We start from the raw sequence: 21,256 nt of genomic DNA on the forward strand, positions 1-21,256 counted from the left end.
CGGAAACGCGCCCGGAAACGCTTGACCCGACCCCGCCCCGCGCCGTCTACGGGGGAGGACGCGCAAAGGAGCCCGCCATGGCCGATCCCCTTCCCCGCCTCGCCGTCCTGATCGACGCCGACAACACCACGCCCAAGGTGGCCGAGGGCCTGTTCCTGGAGATCGCCAAGCTCGGCGAGGCCTCGGTCCGGCGCATCTACGGCGACTTCTCGGACGACCGGCTGAAGGGCTGGGCGCGGATCCTCGCGCAATACGCCATCATCCCGCACCAGCAGTTCGCCTATACGCAGGGCAAGAACTCGTCCGACATCGCGCTGGTCATCGACGCCATGGACCTGCTGCATTCCGGGCGGTTCGAGGGCTTCTGCCTGGTGTCCTCGGACAGCGATTTCACCCGGCTCGCGTCCCGGGTCCGCGAGCAGGGGATCGACGTCTACGGCTTCGGCCAGCGCAAGACGCCGGAGGCCTTCCGCCAGGCCTGCCGCCGGTTCTTCTACATCGAGAACCTGATGGCCGATATGGAGGCCGCCGCCGCCGTCACCGCCGAAGAGGCCGAGAGCGAAGCCGCCGCCGCGGCCGAAGAGGCGCCTGCGCCGGGATCCGCGGCCGCCGCGGCGCGGGCCGCCCGCGCGGCGGCCGCCGCGGGCGACGACGGGCCCTCGACCCGCCGATCCGCCGCAGCCGCGGCCGCGGCGGAGGCGGACTCGGAGGCCGAAGCCGACGCGGAGCCCGACGAGGCCGCCACCGCGCCGCGCAAGCCCGAGGCCCCGTCCCGCGCCGTGCCGGTGATCCGCAAGGCGATGGAGAGCATGCAGGACGAGGACGGCTGGGTCAGCCTGGGGGTCATCGGCCAGCGGGTCGGCAACCTCGCCCCGGATTTCGACAGCCGGACCTACGGGTCCGCCAAGCTCTCGGACCTGATCCGCCGGGCCGGCGCCTTCGAGATGGAGAAGGACGACGCCAACCATGTGCGCGTCCGCCTGCGCGCCCAGCCGGCGCGGGAGGAGCCCCGGGGCCGCGCCCGTCCCCGCGCCGCCGCCAAGCGGGGCGAAGCGAAGGAGGGCTGAACGCCCGCCCCGCGCGCGCCTCGCCCGCGCCCGCGCCCGCGCCCCGGCCCGCCCTGCACCCGCCCCGCGCGCGTCGCGGCGGGCGGGGCGTCCCGCTCGCGCCCGGGTCCATGTCCTTGAAAAACGGGCGGCGGCCGCGTCGAAATGCGGGGCACATTTGCCTAAAACTTGCAGCACTCTCGAAGTAAATACGGCGGAAAGTCTGATAACCTCCCCCAATACATCGCCGCGCCTTGCCGAATTTCCGGCCCCGCCTTAACTTCTCTGAACCGCAGGGTGCGGAGAACCCACCCGCTGTCTTTGGCGTTTCGCGTTCGCAGCCGGAAAGGTCGGCGGACGCGTGGGTGAGTACGGCGTATCCACATGGCGTTTTGGAACCGATTTGCGTTTTCCCTCGCGCGTTTCAGGCGCGACGAGGCCGGGGCGGCCGCCGTCGAGCTGGTGGCGGCCGTCTCGGTCCTGCTGGTCTTCGCCGCCGGGACCGGAGACATGGGCGGGCGTCTGCGGGGTCAGGCGGGGCTGGAGGACGCGACCGCCGGCGTCGCCGCGATGCTGGCCCGCGCTCCGGCCGGGCCGGACGGCGGCGTGACGGAAGCCGCGGCGCGGGCCGCCGAGGCCGCGATGCGCGTCCGGCTCGACGCGCTGGGGCTGCGGGCCGCCGCGCTGTCCCCGGCGCCGGCGGGCGCGACCTGCCTGTCGGACGGCGCGCTCTGCTACCGCGTGGCCCGGGCCGAAGGCGCCGAGGCCGCGCTGGGCGCCGCGCGCCGGGTGGTGCAGGTCTGGGCCGGCGCCGATCCCGGGCCGGCGGTGCGCCCGGTCGCGGCCGGCGCTTCGGCGCCTGCCTCCGAGGGGGCGCCGCTGGTCGCCTCGGCCGCGCGGATGGGCGCGACATGATCCGGGCGCGCGCGCTTCCACCTTTCCGCCCCCTGCCCCAACCCCGAACCCTGCCCCAACCCCGCCCCCTGCCCCGTCCAAAGCCGCGTCGGCCGGGCTGGGGGGCGATGGCGCGGGATGACTCCGGCGCCGCCACGGTGGATTTCGCGCTGGTCGCGGCGCCGCTGTTCGCCTTGCTCCTGTTCGGCATGAACATCGCGCTGGGGCATTATTCCATGCTGGCCGCCACCGATGCGGCGCGGCGGGCGGCGCGGCTGGCCGCGACCCTGCCGATCGCCCATTGCGCGGCCCTGCGCGGGCCGGAGGGCGGGCGGCTCTACCGCGCCGCCGACGCCGCGGCCCCGCCCCCCGCCGACGCCGCCGGCCGCGCCTGCCTGGCCGATCCCAGCCCCTGCGCGCCCCTCGACGGCGCCTGGTCCTGCCGGCTGGGCGAGGGCGCGGCCCCCGACGCGCGATGCGACGCCGACCTGGTGTCGCGCATCGCCGCCGAGGCCCGCGCCCCCGGCCTGAGGCTCGCGTCGCTGGACCTGAGCTATGCCGACAGCCGGGCGGGCGAGATCAACGGCCCGGTCGCCCCGCGCATCACCGTCACCCTGCGCCCCGAGGCGCCCGAGCTGCCGCGCCTGCTGTGGCCGGGGCTTGAGCGTCTGCCAGCCGTCTCCGCCTCCGCCCTGGGCGAGGCGATGGGGAACGGGGCGGAGGACGGTCCCCGATGCTGAGCCGCGCGCGCTTCGCCGTCTCCGCCCGGCCTCGCGGGGCGGCGCCCCCTGTCCCCCCCGGCGGCGCCATGCGCCGTGGCGTGACGCTGGCGCGGGCCTGCGTCCGGGACGCTTCGGGCGGGGCGCTGGTGGCGACGGTGCTGCTGTTCGTGGCGCTGGCGCTCTGCGTCGGGCTGGTGGCCGATGTGGGCCGCACCCATGCCGAGCGCGCGCGGCTTCAGATCTGGCTGGACGGCGTGGCGCTGGCCGCGGCCGCGCAGCTCGACGGGCGGGACGACGCGCTGTCCCGCGCCCGCTGGGCGGCGGCGGAGGCGATGCCGCCCGCCTCCGGCCTGTTCTCCGCCGTCGCGGCGGAGCCGGGGGGCGGACCGGCGGGAGAGGTCGGATCGGGCTTCTCGCTGGCCGGGCTGCGCTTCGTGTCGGCGCTGCCGGAGGGCGGGCTCGCCGCGGGCGATCCGACGGGCCTGTTCACCGAGGACCCCGCGCTCGCCCGTTACGCGCTGGCCGAGGCCGCGCCCCGCGGGGTGAGCTGGACGGTGCTGAACTTCCTGGTCTCGGCGCCCGAGGACGGCGGCGCCTTCGCCTTCGCCGCCCGCGCGGTGGCGACGCCGATCCCGCGCCCAGGCTGCGGGGCTCCGATCCTCGCGGTCTGCAAGGCGCCGGGCGCCGACCCGTCCGCGCCGCTGGGCCAGCCCGGCGCGCAGCTTCGCCTGCGCCGCGCCGGGCTGGACGCAGCACCCTGGGGGCCGGGGGACTACGCGCCGCTGGGCGATATCGGCGACGACGCCGCGGGGTCCTGCGCCGGGTTCGAGGGCGACGCCCGGCTGGCCTGCCTGCTGGCCATCGCCGCGCCCTCCAACCTGTGCCCGCTGCGGGTGACGCCGGTGGCGGCGCCGTCGGTGCGGGTCTCCGGCCCGTTGAACATCCGCTTCGACCGCTGGGGGCCGGGGACCGAGGCGCTGAGGGGCGACCCGGCCGCCGCTGCCATGCCCGCGGATGTGGACGTGCTGGCCGGCGAGGCCGCGGATTGCCGGGGACGGCCCCTGTCCGGCGCGCTCGCCTCCCACCCGCTGCCCGACGATCCGTGCTTTCATCGCGGCTACTGCGCCTGGTCGGCGCCCCCGCCCTCGGGCGCCGCGCTGATGCTTTACCAGGCGCTGACCCATGGCGCGGGCCTGCCGCCGGGCGCCGCCACCCGCCGCGATCTCTACGCCCACGAGGTGCTGTCCGGCCTGCTGGAGCCGGCGGGGATAGAGAGCTCGGCCGCGCCGATCTGCAACCCCCTCAGCCCCCCCCGCCCGGGTCGGCGGGAGATCCGGGTGGCGGCGGTGGACTGCGCCGGGCTCGGCCCCGAGGGCGGGGTGGAGGTGGAGAGCGCGGCCCAGGTCCGCGCCCTGATCACCCGCCCGGTCCCGCATCACGACGCCTTCGTCGCCACGTTCGACGGGGACCATCAGGGCCACCCGATCCGGGTCGGCGACGTGCCCTCGCAGGACCTCGGGCCGGGCAATCCGGGCAACCACAAGGATGTGGGCCGGGCTGGCGAGACCCCGAACGGCGACCCGGACTGGGGCTGCGGCGACAAGGGCCGTTCGGACGCGGAGGAGGAGACCTGCGCCGGCACGGTCTGGCCCGCGCAGGACCTGCGGGTGACGGACTCGCGCGGGCGGATGACCTACGACCCCTACCGCGCCCAGGGGCTGATGCGGATCGAGGTGCGGCAGGCCCGGGCGGCCAACGCGCCGGCGTGGAAGAACGTGCCGATGATCTTCGACAGCGCCGCGCCCTCGGGCGGGGACCCGGACCTCGCCTCGACCGGCTTCGGACATGTGCTGATCGTGTCGGAGGACGGCGACGCGGACGACCCGGACGACGCGGCCAGGGGCGGCTGGCTGCTGTTCCACTTCGACCGCCCGACGCGGGTCGACAGCCTGCGGGTGATCGACAGCGAGCGCGGCGGGGTGATCCGGCTCTACAACGCGATCCGGACCGCGCCCGAGGGCGAGTTCGCCACCGGCGCCGCCGGCGCGCTGGTCCCGCTGCGCGCGGGCGAGGCGCATGACGCGCGCGAAATCGCCCGCGCCGTGATCCCCGTCCTGGGCGACGGGCGGCACGCGGTGGTGGCGCTGGGCGCGGAGGGCGTGCGCACGCTGGCGGTGTTCCTGCCGGAATCGGGCGCGGTGGACGACCTGGTCTTCGTCAACGACCTGGCCCGCCCCAATATCGACGAACGCCTGATGCTGGAGGTGGTGGAGACGATCCCCGCCCCCGCCGCGCTGACCTCCGTCCTCGTGGAATGACCGCGCGACCGCCGTAGGTCGGGTGCGAACCCGCCGCGCCCGACCTCAGCCCGGCACGCCGGCCGGTCCGGTCCGGCCGCCGCCGGTCAGCCGTTCCATCAACCGCCGCCGGGCCTGCGGCACGCGGTTGATCTCGACCCCGGTGAAGACATGCAGGGTGTTGAGATCGCTGTCGATCACCGCGTGATCCGACACCCAGCCCCCCAGCAGCAGATAGGAGCGCAGCAGCGGCGGCATGCGCCGCATGGCGAGCTTCATGTCCGGCCTCCGCAGCCGCAGCGCCTTGGCGAAGGCGAAGACCCGCGGCGCCTTGGCGCGCGGCAGCCAGCGCTTGGGCGCGAGATGCTTGTCCTTGAGATAGGCGAAGGCGTCCATATAGGCCTCGGCGTCCACCCCCTCGAAGGAGGAGCAGCCGAAGAGCAGGCCCACGCCCTCGGCCTCGACGAAGGCGGTCATCGCGCCCCAGGCGGCGCGGATCACCTCCGGGTCGCGCACGCCCGGCGCCATGCAGAAGCGCCCCATCTCCACCATCGGGGCGGGGTAGTCGGCCAGCGCCGACAGCTCGTAATACTGCGCGGAATAGGAGCGCCCGATCTCCGATCCGCCCGACAGGCGCATCATGCGGAAGCAGCAGAGCAGCTCGCCGCTCTCCGTGTCCTCGACCAGCGCATGCCAGCACAGGTCGTCATAGGCGTCGCGGTCCAGCCCCTCGGCCCGGTCCCCGGTCACGGCGGCGCCGGGGCGGGCGGCGATGAAGGCCTTGAACCGCAGGCGCTGAGCCGCGATCACGTCCTCGGGATCGCGGGTGAAGCGGACCGTGTGGCGGCCCCGGGTGATCGCGCGCATATCAGCCTCCACGGGCGGTTTCATCCGCATTACATAGGGCGTCGGGCGTGACGCGGGTATGACGCGAAGGTTACGCCCCCGAGACTTTTTCCACGGAGCCGGACGAGGGAGCTGCGAGATGACGGACAAGATCGTGAAAACCGAGGCCGAGTGGCGGGAACAGCTGTCGGACCTGGCCTTCAAGGTGACCCGCAAGAAGGGGACCGAGCGGGCCGGGACCCATGACGATTTCCCCAAGGCGCCCGGCGGGTTCCGTTGCGCGTGCTGCGACGCGCCGCTGTTCGACCAGACCGCGAAGTTCGAGAGCGGGACCGGCTGGCCGAGCTTCTTCGCCCCGGTCGACGACGCGGCGGTGGAGCTGCACGAGGACCGGTCCTGGTTCATGCGCAGAACCGAGGTGCTCTGCGCGCGCTGCGACGCGCATCTGGGCCATGTCTTCCCCGACGGGCCGCAGCCCACGGGCCTGCGCTATTGCATGAACGGCGTGGCGCTGAAGTTCGAGCCCGAGGACTGAGACGCCCCCGGCCCTCCTCCCCCCCGGAGGTCGGGGAAGCCGGAGACTGGGGAAGCCGGAGACTGGGAAGCCGGGGGCTGGGCCTCAGGCGATGGCGGTGAAGATCCGCGCGGCGCCGCCCAGCACCGGGGGGGCGCCCTCGAACAGGGAGCGCAGGCGGGCGCGGACCGCCTCGACGCGCTCGGGCGGGGCCTCGGACAGCCGGGCCGCGACGGGACCGGAGCGGACGAGGAACTCCGCGGCCTCGGCGGCGGGATCGTCGCTGTCGGGGGCCGCGAGCATCAACGGCGCGTCCACGTCCCGCCAGGCGACGCTGCGCCAGCCGGCTTCGGTCAGCCAGCGCACCGGCAGGGTCGGGTCGGCCCAGCCGAAGGGGCCGGGGGCGCCGCGCTCGGCCCGGGGCGGGGCGGGCAGGTCCGCCAGCAGGTCGGCGCACATCTCCAGCGGGCGGGCCACCCAGTCGTTCTCCCCCGGACCGCGCCAGGCGACGCAGACCATCGGCGCGCCCGGACGCATCACCGCGCGCAGGCCCGCCCAGGCGGGGGCGGGGTCCGCGAAGAACATGCAGCCGAAGCGTGAGAACAGGGCGCCGAAAGGACCGGGCGGCGGAGCCTCGGCGGCGTCGGCCTCCTCGAAGTCCACGGCGCCGGCCATCGGCCCGGTCTCCGCCGCCCGGGCGCGGGCCAGCGCCACCAGGTCGGGCGAGATGTCGAGCCCCGTGGCCTTCGCCCCGCGCCGGGCGAGGCCCAGGGTCGTGGCGCCGGGCCCGCAGCCCAGGTCGAGCACCTCGCGCCCCTCGAGCCCATGGGTTCCGACGATGCCGGCGAGTTCGGCCAGCGCCTCGGCCCCGAAGGCGGCGAGGGCGCGGTCCTGCATCACGGCGCGCTCGGCCCAGCGGGCCCCGAGCCCACCGCGCCAGTCGTCGGCGGATGTCATCGGTCGGATCTCCTTGGTCGAGCCGCCCGGGACGGGCGGCGGGGCTCGCGCGGGGGGGCGTGGGGGCGTGGTCGCGCCATTGACGATGGGGTTCAGATCGTGTCCCGGCAAGCCGCGATCAGGCCGGAGGGGGCGCGACGTGACGCACCCTGCCTGAGCGGCCCTCCCGCCCGCGCCTGCGCGGCTCCGTCAATGGACGCGAAACCGGGCCGGTGCTAACGATTCGGGATGAGAACCCTCTCCCCCCCTGATCCGCCTCCCGCCCGCCCCGATGCCGGCCCCGATAGCGGCCCCAATAGCGGCGCGGACGCCGCCCTGCGCGCCGCCTTCGCGCGGGTGGAGACCTGGGTCTTCGACCTCGACAACACCCTCTACCCCCCGCATGAGCGGCTGTTCGACCAGATCGAGGCGAAGATCGCCGCCTATGTGATCCGCGAGCTGAAGGTGGATGAGGACGAGGCCGCCCGGATGCGCCGCGCCTACTGGCACGATCACGGGACCACGCTGGCCGGGCTGATGATCCATCACGGCATCGACCCGGACCCGTTCCTGGAGGAGGTGCACGACATCTCCTTCGCGCCGCTGTCGCCCAATCCGGCCCTGGCCGCGGCGATCGCGGCGCTGCCCGGGCGCAAGATCGTCTACACCAACGGCACCGCGCCCTATGCCCGCGCGGTGTGCGGAGCGCTGGCGCTCGACGGGCTGTTCGAGGCATTCTACGGGGTCGACGACGCCTTCTACACGCCCAAGCCCCAGCCCGCGGCCTATCAGCGGATCTTCGGGGCGGACGGGCTGGACCCGCGCCGCGCCGCGATGTTCGAGGACGATCCCCGCAATCTGGAGCCTCCGTTCCGGCTGGGGCTGGAGACGGTCTGGGTGATCCCCGATCTCGCCGAGCCTCCGACGCCGCCGCATGTCCTGCACCGCACCGACGACCTGGCCGGGTTCCTGCGCCGCCTGGTCTGAGCCGCCGACAGGGGCGGGGCCTTGGCGCGCCGACCTTCCGGAAGCGGGCGATGCGCCGGACAAGGCCAGGCCGGTCTCCGCCCGTGCGCCGCCCCGCGTGATCGCCGCCCCCCGCGCCCGTCTCCTCCGTCCCCCCGTCGCGTCCGAAGAACAGGCGCCCATGACCGCGCGCGCCACGCGGCGCCTTCGTCTCCGCCGGCTCGGAGCGTTCCGCCGGCCCCGGCGCCGCCTGGCGCCCGGGCGGGAGGACGGGCCGAGCCGCGCGCCTCCGCCCTGCGGAGGCCGCCGCGCGACGCGCGGCGTCTGCGGGCGCAGCGCGCAGGCGCGGCGGGGTGCGGGAAGGCGGGCCCCCGTGCGGGGCGAAGGGCGCCGCGCCGCGTTGCCTCGCGCCCCTCGCCGCCCCATGTTCCGCCCCATGGACCGCATCGACACCGATATCCTGATCGTGGGCGGAGGCGCCGCCGGGCTCGCCGCCACGGCGCTGTTCGCAGCCGAGGGCTTCGACGTGACCTGCGTCGACGCCGCCCCGCCGGTCACCGACGCCGCCGCGCCGGGGGCCGACCTGCGCACCACCGCGCTCATGACCCCCTCGGTCGAGGCGCTGACCCGCGCCGGCGCCTGGGCGCATCTCGCCCCGCACGCCGCCCCGCTCGCCACCATGCGCCTGGTCGATGCGGGCGGCCCCGATCCGGTTCCCGCCCCGCGCGAGACCGCCGATTTCACCGCCGCCGAGATGCAGCCCGAGCCCTTCGGCTGGAACCTGCCCAACACCGCGCTGCGCGCCGGCCTGCTCGCCCGGCTGGCGGACCTCCCCCGCGCCCGGCTGCGCGCGCCCGCGACCCTCGCCGCCCTGACCCTGCGCGAGACCGAGGCCATCGCCCGCCTCGACGGGCCCGAGCCCGCGCAGGTCCGCGCGAAGCTGGTGGTGGCCGCGGACGGGCGCGATTCCGCCGCCCGCACGCTCGCCGGCCTGACCGCGCGGCGGTGGAGCTACGCGCAGAAGGCGCTGGTCTTCGCGGTCGCCCATCCGGAGCCCCATGGCGGCGTGTCGACCGAGATCCACCGCACCGGCGGCCCCTTCACCCTCGTCCCCCTGCCCGACGCCGCGGACGGCGCGCATCGGTCCTCGGTCGTGTGGATGGAGACGGGGCCGAAGGCCGCGGCGCTCGCCGCCCTGGCGCGGGACGACGCCGAGGGCTTCGCCGAGGCGCTGAACCTGCGCGGCTGCGGCGCGCTGGGGGGGCTGGCGCTCGCGTCCCCGGTGGCGACCTGGCCGATCATCGCCCAGCTCGCGCCCCGGCTCGACGGGCCGCGCACGGCGCTGATCGCGGAGGCCGCGCATGTGGTCCCGCCCATCGGGGCGCAGGGGCTGAACATGTCGGTGGCCGACGCCGCCACGCTCGCCCGCATCGCCGGAGAGGCCCTGCGCGCCGGCGAGGATCCCGGCGGCGCCGCGGCGCTCGCCCGCTATCACCGCGCCCGCTGGCCGGAAATGGCGGCGCGGGTGGCGGGGATCGACGCGCTCAACCGCGCCGCGATGGCGGAATCCCAGGTGCTGCGCGACCTGCGCCGCATGGGCCTGCGCGCCGCCTACCAGACCGCGCCTGTCCGGCGCGCCGCGATGCGATTGGGGATGGGCGCGAAGGCGTAGGGCGGCACGCGCGTAGGGCGGGCGCCAGCCCGCCGTCACCGTCCCCCGGTCTCGCGCCGCGCCTCTTCCCGGCCCGCGCTCAGAACACCCGTTCGTGGACGATCCGCTCCAGATACACGCCGTAGCCGGATTTCTTCAGCGGCGCCGCCAGCGCCAGCAGCGCCTCGGTCGAGATCCAGCCCTGCCGCCAGGCGATCTCCTCGGGGCAGCTGACCTTCAGACCCTGGCGTTCCTCGATCGTCTCGACATAGGCGCCGGCCTGCATCAGCGACTTGTGGGTGCCGGTGTCGAGCCAGGCGTAGCCGCGGCCCATCATCTCGACGAACAGGTCTCCGCGGTCGAGATAGGCCTTGTTGACGTCGGTGATCTCCAGCTCGCCGCGGGGCGAGGGGGCGATGCCGGCGGCGATGTCGAGCACGTCGTTGTCGTAGAAATAGAGCCCCGTCACCGCGTAGTTGGATTTCGGCGCGACGGGCTTCTCCTCGATGTCGAGCGCGCGGCCGTCCTCGTTGAAATGCACCACGCCGTAGCGCTCGGGGTCCGAAACCCGGTAGCCGAAGACCGTGGCCCCGGTTTTCCGGGCCGCGGCCGCCGCCAGCAGGTCCGCGAAGCCGTGCCCGTAGAAGATGTTGTCGCCGAGCACGAGCGCCACATTGTCGTCGCCCACGAAGTCGCGCCCGATGATGAACGCCTGCGCGAGCCCGTCGGGGGAAGGCTGGGCGGCGTAGCGGATCGACATGCCCCAGGCCGAACCGTCGCCGAGCAGGCGGCGGAACGGCTCCGCGTCATGGGGGGTGGTGATGATCAGCACCTCGCGGATGCCGGCGAGCATCAGCACCGAGAGCGGATAGTAGATCATCGGCTTGTCATAGACCGGCAGCAGCTGCTTGGAGACGCCCATGGTCACCGGGTGCAGCCGCGTGCCCGATCCGCCGGCGAGAATGATGCCTTTCACGGGACGTCCTTTCAGCCGGTTTTCAACAGGTCGAGCACCCGGCCCAGCGCCTCGGGCCAGGGCCGCGGCGCGATGCCGAAGACGCGCTCGAACTTTTCGCAGCTCATCGCCGAATTGGCGGGGCGCGCGGCGGGGGTCGGGTAGTCGGAGGTCGGGATATGCGCGACCTCGGGGGCGGAGGCGATCATGCCGCGCGCCAGCGCGCCCGCGAAGACCGCTTCGGCGAAGCCGGCCCAATGCGTGGTCCCGGCGCCGGAATAGTGGAAGACGCCCCATGCCGGGTCGCCCTCGGGCGCCGTTTCCAGCCGGGGGGCGATGGCGATCAGCGCCTCGGCCAGGTCGATGGCGGAGGTCGGCTTGCCCATCTGGTCGGCGACCACGGTCAGCCGGCCCCGGTCGGCCAGCCGCAGCATGGTCTTCACGAAATTCGCCCCGACATCGCAATAGACCCAGGCCGTGCGGATCACGCAGGCGCGCGGGTTGGCCGCCATCACCAGGCGTTCGCCCGCCAGCTTGGTGCGCCCATAGGCGCCGAGCGGGGCGACGGGATCGTCCTCCAGCCACTCGCCGTCCTTGTCGCCGGGAAACACGTAGTCGGTGGAGATCTGCACGATCCCCGCCCCGACCTTCGCCGCGCCGCGGGCCAGCGCCTCGGCCCCCGTGGCGTTGATGGCGTAGGCGAGATCCTCCTCGGATTCGGCCTTGTCCACGGCGGTATGGGCGGCGGCGTTGATGACCAGCGTCGGGCGCGCGGCGATCACCGCGGCCTCGGCGTCCTCCGGCCGGGTCAGGTCCACGCGGTCGAGCCCGTAGGCGGTCAGCCCCGGCGCGGCGCGCAACAGGGATTCGGAAAGCTGGCCGTCGCGGCCGATGACGAGGATGCTCATTTCGACCCCAATCGCTTGCCGTCATACCTGCCGGCGCGGATCGCGCGCCACCAGGGCTCGTTGTCCATGAACCAGGCGAGGGTGCGGTCCATGCCGGTTTCGAAGGTCTCCCGCGGCGCCCATCCCAGTTCGTCGCGGATGCGGGTCGGGTCGATGGCGTAGCGCAGGTCGTGGCCAGGACGGTCGGTGACGAACTCGATCAGGTCCTCATGGGCGCCGGCCTCGGGGTAGCGGTCGTCCATCCAGGCGCAGATGAAGCGCACCACCTCGATATTGGTCTTCTCCGCGATATCCGCCTGGACCAGCGTGTAGTTCGGGCTGTCGGCGCAATCCTCCAGCGCCTCGGGCGTGGCGGCGTAGGTGAGCTTGTCGACATTGACCACCGACAGCCCGCGGTCGCGCATGGCGTGGCGGATGGTGGCGGAACCGATGAAGCCGGCGCCGCCGGTGACCAGCAGCTTCATGCCGGGTCCCCTTCCCCGTCCGCGCCGAACACGAAGGGCGAGGCCCAGTCGGCCAGCTTCGGCTGCGCCGCGTCCTTGCCCGAGAGCACGGGGGCGGAGACCCCGGCCTCCGCCAGCGGCCAGTCGATGGCGAGCGTCGGGTCGTCCCAGGCGACGCCGCCATCGGCCTGCGCGTCATACCAGCCGTCGACCTTGTATTGGACCTCGGCGTCCGGGGTCAGGGTCAGGAATCCGTGCAGGAAGCCGCGGGGGACCAGAAGCTGGGCGCCGGTCTCGGCGTCCAGCCGCACGCCGCGCCACTGGCCGTAGGTGGGCGAGCCGACGCGCACATCCGCGGCGACGTCCCAGATCGCGCCTTTCGTGCAGCGCACCAGCTTGGTCTGCGCCGAGGGCGGGGCCTGGTAGTGCAGCCCCCGCAGGGCGCCCGGCTGGGCGGACATGGAGGGGTTGTCCTGGCAGAAGGCGAAGTCCAGCCCGGCCTCCGCCATGCGCCCCCCGCCTCGCGGCCCCCCGCCTCGCACCCCCGCCTGTTTTCAAGGCGCGCCCCTCGGCGCAGGGGCCGCGACGACGGCGCCCTGGCCGCTCCTGCCGCGGGGTTGGGCGCCTGTCGCCGGCAGGGCAGCGCTGGACTCATGGCTCTGGCGCCATGGTTCCCGACGCTCTGGTTCTGGCGCCTTGCGAAGCATTGGCGCATGATCGCACGATGTTATCCGCTCGTTGGAGCCAAAGACCATGTATGACAACGACATCTCCGGCGTGGTGGCCGCCGACCGCGCCCATGTCTGGCACCACCTGATCCAGCACCGGGCCTTCGACGCCAAGGACCCGCGCATCATCGTCGAGGGCAAGGGCCTCTCGGTCTGGGACCAGAACGGACGCGAGTTCATGGACGCCGTTTCGGGCGGCGTGTGGACCGTCAATGTCGGCTACGGGCGCGAGAGCATCGCCGACGCCGTGCGCGACCAGCTGGTCAAGATGAACTATTTCGCCGGCTCCGCGGGCTCGATCCCCGGCGCGCTGTTCGCGCAGAAGCTGATCGAGAAGATGCCGGGCATGTCCCGCGTCTACTATACGAACAGCGGCTCGGAGGCGAACGAGAAGGCCTTCAAGATGGTCCGCCAGATCGCGCACAAGCGCTATGGCGGCAAGAAGAACAAGATCCTCTACCGCGACCGCGACTATCACGGCACCACCATCGGCGCCCTGTCGGCCTGCGGGCAGGAGCAGCGCGCCGCCCAGTACGGACCCTTCGTGCCGGGCTTCGTGCCGGTGCCGCATTGCCTGGAATACCGCGCCCAGTGGGACGTGGAGAATTACGGCCAGCGCGCCGCCGACGCGATCGAGGAGGTCATCCTGCGCGAAGGCCCCGACACCGTCGGCGCGCTCTGCCTCGAACCCGTGACCGCCGGCGGCGGGGTGATCGTGCCGCCCAAAGACTACTGGGAGCGGGTGCAGGAGATCTGCGCGAAATACGACATCCTCCTGCATATCGACGAGGTCGTGTGCGGCGTGGGCCGGACCGGGACCTGGTTCGGCTACCAGCAGTTCGGCGTGAAGCCGGACATGGTGACCATGGCCAAGGGCGTCGCCTCGGGCTACGCCGCCATCGCCTGCCTGGTGACCACCGAGGGCGTGTTCGACCAGTTCCGCGACGACGCCGCGGACCCGCTGAACCATTTCCGCGACATCTCCACCTTCGGGGGCTGCACGGCCGGGCCGGCGGCGGCGCTGGAGAACATGAAGATCATCGAGGACGAGCACCTGCTCGACAACACCACCGCCATGGGCGCGCGCCTGATGGCGGGGCTGGAGGCGATCAAGGACAAGCACGCGGTCGTCGGCGATGTCCGCGGCATGGGCCTGTTCTGCGGGGCCGAGCTGGTGGCCGACCGCGCCACCAAGGAACCGCTGGACGAAAAGATCGTCGCCGCGGTGGTGGCGGATTGCGACCGGCAGGGGGTGATCCTGGGCATGACCAACCGGTCGATCCCCGGCTTCAACAACACGCTCTGCCTCAGCCCGGCGCTGATCTCGACCGCCGATGACATCGACCGGATGCTCGCCACCATCGACGAGGCCCTGACCAACGTCTGCGGCCAGAGCTGAGCCCGGACCTGACCCGACCACCGACCGGACGCCCCTTCGGGGAGCGCGACGGGCCGCCCTTCCGACAGGAGGGCGGCCCGTTTGCCTTTCGGGGGGCGGGGGAGGCGGGGGAGGCGGGTTCGCACCCGCCCTACGGGCCGAGCGTAGGGCGGGTGCGAACCCGCCTCCCTCCCCCGCCGCGGGGCGCGGCCCTCAATCCCCCAGCGCCACGCCCTCCCGCCGGGGATCGGCGCCGCCGCGCAACCCGTCCTCGTGGAGAGAGATGGCGTGGAGGCCCGACGTCAGCGCCCCGGCCCGGACCTCGTAGCCCAGCGCCTCCAGCGGGCCGGCCAGCGCCTCCGCCGTCGTGCCCGCCTCGACATCGTAGCGCCCGAAACGGTTGACCAGATGCGGGGCCGAGACCGCCCGCTGCACATCCATCCCCCATTCCACCCGCGCCAGGATCGCGCCCAGCACGTAGCCGATGATCCGGCTCCCCCCCGGCGAGCCGATCACCAGCTCCGGCGCGCCGTCGCGCATCACGATGGTCGGCGCCATGGAGGACCGCGGCCGCTTGCCCGGCGCCACCCGGTTGGCGATGGCGTGGCCGTCGCCGTCATGGGTGGCGAAGGAGAAATCGGTCAGCTCGTTGTTCAGCAGGAAGCCGTCCGGCGTCATCAACCGCGAGCCGAAGCCGTTCTCGATCGTCGTGGTCATCGACAGCGCATTGCCGAAGCCGTCGACGATGGAGATGTGGGAGGTCGAGGGCAGCTCGATCGAGCGGTCATCCCCAAGCCGCGCATGGTCCCAGTCGGGCCGCCCCGGCGCGACCGTTTCCAGCGCGCTCGGGCCTGCCAGCAGCTTCGCGCGCCCGGCCAGGTAGGCGTCATCGGTCAGCCCCGAGGGCATCGGCACGAAGTCCACGTCGGCCATGAACCGCCCCCGATCCGCGAAGGCGAGGCGCGAGGCGTCGCCGATCAGCCGCCACGCCTCGGCGCTGTCGGGACCGAGCGCCGCGAGGTCATGGCCGCGCAGCATCCCCAGCGCCTGGCCCAGGGTCAGCGCGCCGGACGACGGCGGCCCCATCCCGCACACGTCCCGGCCGCGGAAGGCGACGCAGACCGGCGGGCGCTCGACCACCTGATAGAGCGCGAGATCGGTCTCGGTCAGCCGCCCGGGACGGGCCGCGCCGCGCACGGTGGCGACGATGTTGCGGGCGATGTCGCCGGTGTAGAACGCCTCCGCCCCGTCCACCGCGATCCGGGCGAGCGTGCGGGCGTAGGCGGGGTTGCGCAGGGTCGCGCCTGCGGTCAGCGGCGCGCCCTCGGGCAGGAAATAGGCGGCGGTCGCGGGGATCTCCGCCATGCGCGCCGCGTCGTCCGCGATGGCGCCGGCAAGCCGGGGGGACACCGGGAAGCCCTCCAGCGCCAGGTCGATGGCGTCCTCGAACAGCCCCGCCCAGTCGCGCCGGCCCCAGCGTCGATGCGCGGCCGCCATCAGCGCCGGCGTGCCCGGGGTCCCCACGGACAGCCCGCCGACCACCGCATCGAAGAACTTCAGCGGCTGGCCGTCCGCGTCGAGGAACAGCTTCGGGCGGGCCGCGAGCGGCGCGGTCTCGCGCCCGTCGAGCGTGGTCAGCGCCCCCGTCGCCGCGTCGAACCAGACCAGGAAGGCGCCGCCGCCGAGGCCCGAGGACTGCGGCTCCACCAGCCCCAGCACCGCCTGCGCCGCGACCATCGCGTCCGCCGCCGTGCCCCCCGCCCGAAGCGCCCGCAGCCCGGCCATGGCGGCGAGCGGATGGGCCGCGACCACCATCTGACGCTCCGCCCGGACCGGGACGCCCGCCGCCTTCGCCTCCAGCGCCGCGGCGATCTCGGGGGCGGGGGCGGGGGCCGTGGGGGCGGGGGCCGTGGGGGCGGAGGCGGAGGCCGGCGCGTCGCGGGTCGCGCCCTCCGGCGCCACCGCGTCCGCCGCCTGCGCCGCGGCGGACGGCGCGGGGCCGAGCCCCAGCGCGCCCTGTCCCTGCGTCTGGGCGCCGACCGGCGCCGCGAGCGTCAGGGCGAGCAGAAGGGGAAGGACGAGGCTTGATCGGCAGGGCATCGCGGTCTCCTACGGGCGTCGCGGGAGCCTGCCGCATGACGAGGGGGAGCGACAGGGCAAAGGTCGCCGCCGCCGCGGGCCAGGGCATCGCAAGATGCGGGGGGCGGAATGGAAGATGGAGAACGGCCGCGCGATACAAGCGCCCGGCCGCCTTCGCCCGCAACGCGCCGCTCGGCCAGTCCCGCGACGGCGACGGCCTGCGGCTCCGCAAGCGCCGGGACGGCGGCGGGCGTCACGCCGGGGGCGCGGCATGGGGCCGGGCGGGCCGAAACCGCGCCGGCGGACATGGTGCGGGCGATCGGGGCCGCGCCGCTCCGCGACGCCTCGGCCCGCGATCCGGCCGGGGGCGCGACGTCTGATCCGCGCCCCCGTCGCCCCCTGTTTCAGGCCGCCAGCGCCCCCGCCCCGGCCAGTTCCAGGGCGAGGCCCCGGGCGCGGAGCTCCGCCGCCTCGACCGAGGCGCGGTGGCGGTCATCCTTGAACTCCTGGTACTCGATGGCGATCGTCTCGATGTGATCGGGCGCGACGCCGAAGTAATGCGCGCATGCCGCCAGCGCCGGATCCAGCGCGTTCAGATGCGCGCGCGCTCCGCCCGGGGCGAAGCCGAACTCGCCGCGCGACGACAACACCGCCAGCCGCTTGCCGGACAGGATCGGCTCGATCGGCGCATCGCCGCGGGCGAGGTCGAAGGAGAAGGTCTCGCCGATCCGCGCGACATGATCGATCCAGCCCTTCAGGGCCGACGGCATCCCGTAATTGTACATCGGCGCGCCCATGACGATCACGTCCGCCGCGGCCACTTCCGCGATCAGCGCGTCGGAAAGGGCGAGGCGCGCGTCCATCCACGGCGCGCGCGCCTCGGGCGGCGTGAAGGCGGCATGGATGAACCGATGGTCGATCGCGGGGACCGGGGTCCGCCCGACATCGCGGCGGATCACCCGCGTATCCGGCGCCGCGGCCAGGAAGGTCCGGGTGAAGAGCCCGGTCAGGCGCCGGGTCAGCGAGCGGTCTTCAAGCTGGGCGCTCGCGTCGATGCGCAGCAGGGTGGTCATGGGTCATCTCCTTGGGTCTGGGTCGGCCCGCTTCAGGTAGGCGCCCGCCTGCGCGCTGGAAAAAGCGAAGTTCTCACGTCATGGATGAGTGAGATTCACCCTGGGCACCGCCCGGACGAAACGGAGGGAAACGATGCGGCGCCTGCCCCCGCTCCACGCGCTCCGCGCCTTCGAGGCGGCCGCCCGGCATCTGCATTTCGCCCGCGCCGCGGCCGAGCTGCACCTGACGCCGACCGCGATCAGCCACCAGGTCCGCCAGCTGGAGGACATCCTCCAGGTGAAGCTGTTTCATCGCCATCCGCGCCCGATCCGCCTGACCGCGGAGGGCGCGGCGCTGTTCCCGGCGCTGCGCGAAAGCTTCGACCGCATCGCCGGCGCCGTCGACGAGATCTCGGGCCTCGATGCGGAACGCCCGTTGACGGCCTCCGTCACGGTGGCCTTCGCCAGCCTCTGGCTGATGCGGCGGCTGCCCGACCTGCGCGCGCGGACCGGGCTGAGCCTTGCGGTCGAGGCCGACAACCGGCCCGCGGACCTGTCCGGCGCCGGCGTCGATTTCGCGGTGCGCTACGCCCTGCAGGCGGCGCCGGAGGGCCGATGGCTGCCGCTGTTCGAGGACAGGTTGATCCCGGTCTGCGCGCCGGACCTGTTGCGCCGGCATCCGGTCGAGGCCGACGCCGACATCCTGCGGCTGCCGCTGATCGCATACCGCTGGACGCAGGATGCGGAGGCCTCGCCAAGCTGGCGGCGCTGGTCGCGCGAAGCCGGGCTAGGGGGCGCCGCGCCCGAGGCGGCGCAGCATTTCTCCGAGGAGATCACCGCGATGGACGCGGCCCTGGCGGGTCAGGGCGCGGCGCTGGCCTCCAGCGTGCTGGCCGGAGCGGCGCTTGCCGACGGTCGCCTGGCGCGCCTTTCCGAGGCGGATCTTCCGGGGCGGACCTTCTGGGCGGCGGCGCGCGCCGATCATCCGCGGCTCGCCGATGTGGAGCGTTTCGCGGCATGGGCGCGCGCCTGCGCATGAGGCCGCGCCGCGCGGCGGCGAAACCCGCGCCGCCCCGACCGGCAGGGGCGCGGGCCGCCTGCCGGTCAAGGCGTCCCGCGGTCAGGCGAACGCCCGCTGCGCCAGGGCGTCGGCCGCTTCGGTCAGGTCCGCGACGACGGCCGGGTCCGTGATGCGCCCGGTTTCGGCGTCGAAAACCGTGTGGAAGCTGGCGACCGACACCGCCGCTTTCAGATCGGCGCCGAAGAACCGCGCCGATCCTTTCGCGGAGGCCAGCACGCTCGCCGCGCCCCCCGGGCCGGGCGAGGTCGCCAGGAAGACCGCCGGTTTGCCCTGGAACACCTTCGGGTCGATCCGGCTCGCCCAGTCGAACAGGTTCTTCCAGGCGGCGGTGTAGGCGCCGTTGTGCTCGGCGAAGGAGACGATCACCCCGTCGGCCGCGCCGATCTTGTCGAAGAACGCCCGGGCCGCCTCAGGGACGCCGATCTCATTCTCGAGGTCTTCGCTGAAGATCGGCAGAGCGTGGTCCCGCAGGTCGAGCAGGTCGACCTCGGCCCCGGGGATCAGCGTCGCGGCGAAGCGCGCGAGGGATGTGTTGATCGAGCGCGCGCTGGTGCTGGCGCCGAAGGCGAGGATTTTCATGGCGGGTCTCCTGTCGTGATCCAGGGGTGGTGGGAATGGAAGGCGGGGCGGCCTGCGCCGGCGCGCAGGGGCGGGTCAGTCGATCGCGCCCAGCGCGCCCGCCGCATGGGCGGCGATCACCGCGTCCAGCTGGGCCGCGTCGCGCATCACGAACGGGCCCTTGTGGACGAAGGGCTCGCGCAAGGGAGCGCCGGCCAGCAGCGCGGCCTGCCCGCCTTCTTCGCTTTGCAGGCGGATCGTCCGGGCGCCGTGAACGGCGAGCGCCGCGTCCCCGCTGACCCGCCGCCGCACGCCGTCGATCTCGACATCGACCGCGCCGCGGATCGCGTGCAGCCAGGCGGCCTCGCCGGGCGCGAGGTCATGGGCGAAGGCGCCGCCGGCCTCCAGCGCGATGTCGAGGATGGTGAAGGGCGGGGCGGGGGGCGTCGCGCCGACGGCCCCGCCGCTGCGCCCCGCCATCACCCGCACGCGGTGGCCGGGCCCTTCGATCACCGGCATCCGCGCGGCCGGGACATGGAGCGCCTCGGGCGCGTCCAGCTTCTGCGCCGTCGGCAGGTTGACGAAGACCTGAAGCGCATGGGTCCGCGACCCCGGCATGGGCGCCTCGTCATGCACCGCGCCGCGGCCGGCCTTCAGCCAGTAGAGATCGCCCGGCGCGAGCACGACGTCGTTCCCCAGCGAATCCCGGTTGCGAAAGCCGCCCGAACTGTCCTCGAACAGCACGCTCACCGCCGAGATCCCGGCATGGGCATGGGGCGGGAAGGTCGGTTCGGTCATGGTGAAATGGTCCACCATGATCAGCGGGTCCATGAGCCCGTCGAGCTGGCGATGGCTGAAGCCGAGCGCTTCGAACCCGGCCCCCCGGATCATGGTCTCGCCATGCTGGATCCCGGCGATGGCGGGGCCGGTCTGATCGGTCTGTCGTTTTGCTTGCGCGGTCATGGTCGCCTCCTTTGCTGGATGCAAACCTACTGACGGAACGGAATGCGCAGAATACGCTGATGTCGGAACCCTTCGTTCCGAATATGGAACGGCAGACGGCAAGGGAGGCGGGGGCGATGGACCTCAATCAGGCCTGGCATTTCGTGCAGGTGGTCGACAAAGGCGGCTTCTCGGCGGCGGCGCGGGTGCTGGGCGTGCCCAAGTCGCGGCTCAGCCGCCAGGTGAAGGCGCTTGAGGCGCGGCTGGACATGCGGCTTCTGCGCCGGGATTCGCGGCGCATGTCGCTGACCGAGGCGGGCGAGGCCTATTACCGCCATGCCAGGATGGCGATGGACGGCGTGGCGGCGGCCGAGGCCGCGGCGCGGCGCGACGGTCGGACGCTGGAGGGCGCCGTGGTCCTGTCCTGCTCGGCCGGGGTCGCGCAGTTCGCGCTCGGCCGGATCCTGCCGCGCTTCCTGGCCGCGCATCCGCGCGTCGTCCTGCGGCTTCAGGCGTCGAACGACTTCGCCGACCTGATCGGCGACGGCGTCGACCTGGCGGTCCGCGCGCATACCCGGTTGCTGCCGGATTCCGGGCTCATCCAGCGACGCATCACCCGCGTCCCCTGGGGCCTGCACGGCGCGCCCGCGCTCGCGCAGCGCCTGGGCCCCGGGGCCTCGCCGACGGATCTGGACGGTCTCCCGGGGCTCGCGCTCGGCTGGCGGCCCGGGGCGGATGCGTGGTCCCTGCAGGGACCGGACGGGCGCAGCGCCTCGGTTCCCTTCGCGGCGCGGATGCGCAGCGACGACATGGTCAGTCTGAAGCAGGCGGCGGCGGCGGGGCTCGGCGTGGCGGCGCTGCCGGGCTATGTCTGCGCGGGCGACGTCGCGGCCGGTCGGCTGAGCCGCCTGCTGCCGGAGTGGACCGCGGGGACGCCGGAGATCAGCCTTATGACGCACGGACGCCGAGGCAGCCCGCCGCAGGTCGACGCCCTCGCGGATTTTCTGCTCCGCGAGCTGCCGGACGTGATGAAGGGCGACGGCGATGCGGATCCGGGCGCCGATTGAGGGCGGGGGCGCGCGACGCCTGCCGCGCCGTCGTCTGTCGGGCCACGACCACGTCGCCTCGCTTGCGGCCGTTCTCAAACCCGGCAAGCGCCGCGACGAGGACGGCGAGCGGGCGGGTCCGGAGCGCGACGCCGGCCGGTGCTCAGCGGTCGGGGCGTGGCGGTTCAGGATTGGCCGTTGGCTCCGGCGCCAC

20 protein-coding genes are annotated in these 21,256 nt (G+C 74.0%); 10 read left to right on the forward strand and 10 right to left on the reverse strand.

The window, feature by feature from the left end; translation table 11 throughout:
• Positions 1 to 77: 77 nt before the first annotated feature.
• From BLV24_RS23020 to BLV24_RS07085, 4 genes are all read left to right on the forward strand, one after another.
• The gene (locus BLV24_RS23020; RefSeq protein ID WP_092680479.1) at positions 78 to 1,067 is read left to right on the forward strand and encodes an NYN domain-containing protein; all 990 of its coding nucleotides are present in this window, start codon (positions 78 to 80) and stop codon (positions 1,065 to 1,067) included.
• A 363-nt stretch (positions 1,068 to 1,430) separates the two neighbouring features.
• Positions 1,431 to 1,961, forward strand: coding sequence for a hypothetical protein (locus BLV24_RS07075; protein ID WP_092680480.1), 531 nt, complete (start codon positions 1,431 to 1,433; stop codon positions 1,959 to 1,961).
• Positions 1,962 to 2,068: 107 nt separating this feature from the next.
• Positions 2,069 to 2,680: a TadE/TadG family type IV pilus assembly protein gene (locus BLV24_RS07080; RefSeq protein ID WP_176954665.1), complete on the forward strand. Its 612-nt coding sequence runs from the start codon at positions 2,069 to 2,071 to the stop codon at positions 2,678 to 2,680.
• Complete coding sequence (locus tag BLV24_RS07085; RefSeq protein WP_092680482.1) at positions 2,674 to 4,980, forward strand: pilus assembly protein TadG-related protein; 2,307 nt, start codon at positions 2,674 to 2,676, stop codon at positions 4,978 to 4,980. Before BLV24_RS07080 ends, BLV24_RS07085 begins: the two co-directional genes overlap by 7 nt.
• Before the next feature lie 45 nt (positions 4,981 to 5,025).
• Here the strand turns inward: BLV24_RS07085 and BLV24_RS07090 are convergent, their stop codons facing one another.
• Positions 5,026 to 5,826, reverse strand: a complete 801-nt coding sequence (locus tag BLV24_RS07090; RefSeq protein ID WP_092680483.1) for a GNAT family N-acetyltransferase — start codon at positions 5,824 to 5,826, stop codon at positions 5,026 to 5,028.
• Between the two features lie 118 nt (positions 5,827 to 5,944).
• Between BLV24_RS07090 and msrB the strand changes: the two genes are divergently transcribed.
• Positions 5,945 to 6,340: a peptide-methionine (R)-S-oxide reductase MsrB gene (gene msrB, locus BLV24_RS07095; RefSeq protein ID WP_092680484.1), complete on the forward strand. Its 396-nt coding sequence runs from the start codon at positions 5,945 to 5,947 to the stop codon at positions 6,338 to 6,340.
• 84 nt (positions 6,341 to 6,424) lie between these two features.
• Here msrB and BLV24_RS22785 read toward each other — a convergent pair whose 3' ends face one another.
• Entirely contained in the window at positions 6,425 to 7,276 is an 852-nt protein-coding gene (locus tag BLV24_RS22785) for a class I SAM-dependent methyltransferase (RefSeq protein WP_092680485.1), read from the reverse strand.
• Positions 7,277 to 7,504: 228 nt separating this feature from the next.
• Here BLV24_RS22785 and BLV24_RS07105 point away from each other — a divergent pair, with 228 nt between their 5' ends.
• Positions 7,505 to 8,242, forward strand: coding sequence for a pyrimidine 5'-nucleotidase (locus tag BLV24_RS07105; protein WP_092680486.1), 738 nt, complete (start codon positions 7,505 to 7,507; stop codon positions 8,240 to 8,242).
• Positions 8,243 to 8,657: 415 nt separating this feature from the next.
• Positions 8,658 to 9,893, forward strand: a complete 1,236-nt coding sequence (locus tag BLV24_RS07110) for an FAD-dependent monooxygenase (protein ID WP_092680958.1) — start codon at positions 8,658 to 8,660, stop codon at positions 9,891 to 9,893.
• Positions 9,894 to 9,972: 79 nt separating this feature from the next.
• Here BLV24_RS07110 and rfbA read toward each other — a convergent pair whose 3' ends face one another.
• Genes rfbA through rfbC form a run of 4 tightly spaced genes read right to left on the reverse strand, consistent with a single transcriptional unit; the run spans position 9,973 to position 12,687 of the window.
• On the reverse strand, positions 9,973 to 10,848 hold the full coding sequence (gene rfbA / locus BLV24_RS07115; protein ID WP_092680487.1) for a glucose-1-phosphate thymidylyltransferase RfbA: 876 nt from the start codon (positions 10,846 to 10,848) through the stop codon (positions 9,973 to 9,975).
• A gap of 11 nt (positions 10,849 to 10,859) precedes the next feature.
• Positions 10,860 to 11,735, reverse strand: coding sequence for a dTDP-4-dehydrorhamnose reductase (gene rfbD / locus BLV24_RS07120; RefSeq protein WP_092680488.1), 876 nt, complete (start codon positions 11,733 to 11,735; stop codon positions 10,860 to 10,862).
• Positions 11,732 to 12,199, reverse strand: coding sequence for a GDP-mannose 4,6-dehydratase (locus tag BLV24_RS07125; protein WP_092680489.1), 468 nt, complete (start codon positions 12,197 to 12,199; stop codon positions 11,732 to 11,734). Before BLV24_RS07125 ends, rfbD begins: the two co-directional genes overlap by 4 nt.
• Positions 12,196 to 12,687, reverse strand: a complete 492-nt coding sequence (gene rfbC / locus BLV24_RS07130) for a dTDP-4-dehydrorhamnose 3,5-epimerase (protein WP_092680490.1) — start codon at positions 12,685 to 12,687, stop codon at positions 12,196 to 12,198. The genes BLV24_RS07125 and rfbC overlap by 4 nt, the downstream gene beginning before the upstream one ends.
• Positions 12,688 to 12,931: 244 nt before the next feature.
• On the opposite strand from rfbC, the gene BLV24_RS07135 reads away from it, so the two are divergent.
• A complete protein-coding gene (locus BLV24_RS07135; RefSeq protein ID WP_092680491.1) occupies positions 12,932 to 14,305 on the forward strand; it encodes an aminotransferase family protein in 1,374 nt (457 codons plus the stop codon).
• A gap of 192 nt (positions 14,306 to 14,497) precedes the next feature.
• Here BLV24_RS07135 and ggt read toward each other — a convergent pair whose 3' ends face one another.
• Both ggt and BLV24_RS07145 read right to left on the reverse strand, forming a co-directional pair.
• Positions 14,498 to 16,384: a gamma-glutamyltransferase gene (ggt, locus tag BLV24_RS07140; RefSeq protein ID WP_092680492.1), complete on the reverse strand. Its 1,887-nt coding sequence runs from the start codon at positions 16,382 to 16,384 to the stop codon at positions 14,498 to 14,500.
• Between the two features lie 383 nt (positions 16,385 to 16,767).
• Positions 16,768 to 17,436, reverse strand: a complete 669-nt coding sequence (locus BLV24_RS07145; protein WP_092680493.1) for an FMN-dependent NADH-azoreductase — start codon at positions 17,434 to 17,436, stop codon at positions 16,768 to 16,770.
• Between the two features lie 133 nt (positions 17,437 to 17,569).
• Between BLV24_RS07145 and BLV24_RS07150 the strand changes: the two genes are divergently transcribed.
• Complete coding sequence (locus BLV24_RS07150; protein ID WP_092680494.1) at positions 17,570 to 18,454, forward strand: LysR substrate-binding domain-containing protein; 885 nt, start codon at positions 17,570 to 17,572, stop codon at positions 18,452 to 18,454.
• An 81-nt stretch (positions 18,455 to 18,535) separates the two neighbouring features.
• Here BLV24_RS07150 and BLV24_RS07155 read toward each other — a convergent pair whose 3' ends face one another.
• Positions 18,536 to 19,075 carry an NADPH-dependent FMN reductase gene (locus BLV24_RS07155; protein ID WP_092680495.1) on the reverse strand — a complete coding sequence of 180 codons (540 nt, stop codon included), beginning with the start codon at positions 19,073 to 19,075 and terminating at the stop codon, positions 18,536 to 18,538.
• Positions 19,076 to 19,150: 75 nt separating this feature from the next.
• The gene (locus BLV24_RS07160) at positions 19,151 to 20,017 is read right to left on the reverse strand and encodes a pirin family protein (protein WP_092680496.1); all 867 of its coding nucleotides are present in this window, start codon (positions 20,015 to 20,017) and stop codon (positions 19,151 to 19,153) included.
• A gap of 116 nt (positions 20,018 to 20,133) precedes the next feature.
• Between BLV24_RS07160 and BLV24_RS07165 the strand changes: the two genes are divergently transcribed.
• Positions 20,134 to 21,063: a LysR substrate-binding domain-containing protein gene (locus tag BLV24_RS07165; protein ID WP_092680497.1), complete on the forward strand. Its 930-nt coding sequence runs from the start codon at positions 20,134 to 20,136 to the stop codon at positions 21,061 to 21,063.
• Positions 21,064 to 21,256 lie beyond the last annotated feature (193 nt).

This window comes from Albimonas donghaensis (assembly GCF_900106695.1).
GTDB lineage: Bacteria > Pseudomonadota > Alphaproteobacteria > Rhodobacterales > Rhodobacteraceae > Albimonas > Albimonas donghaensis.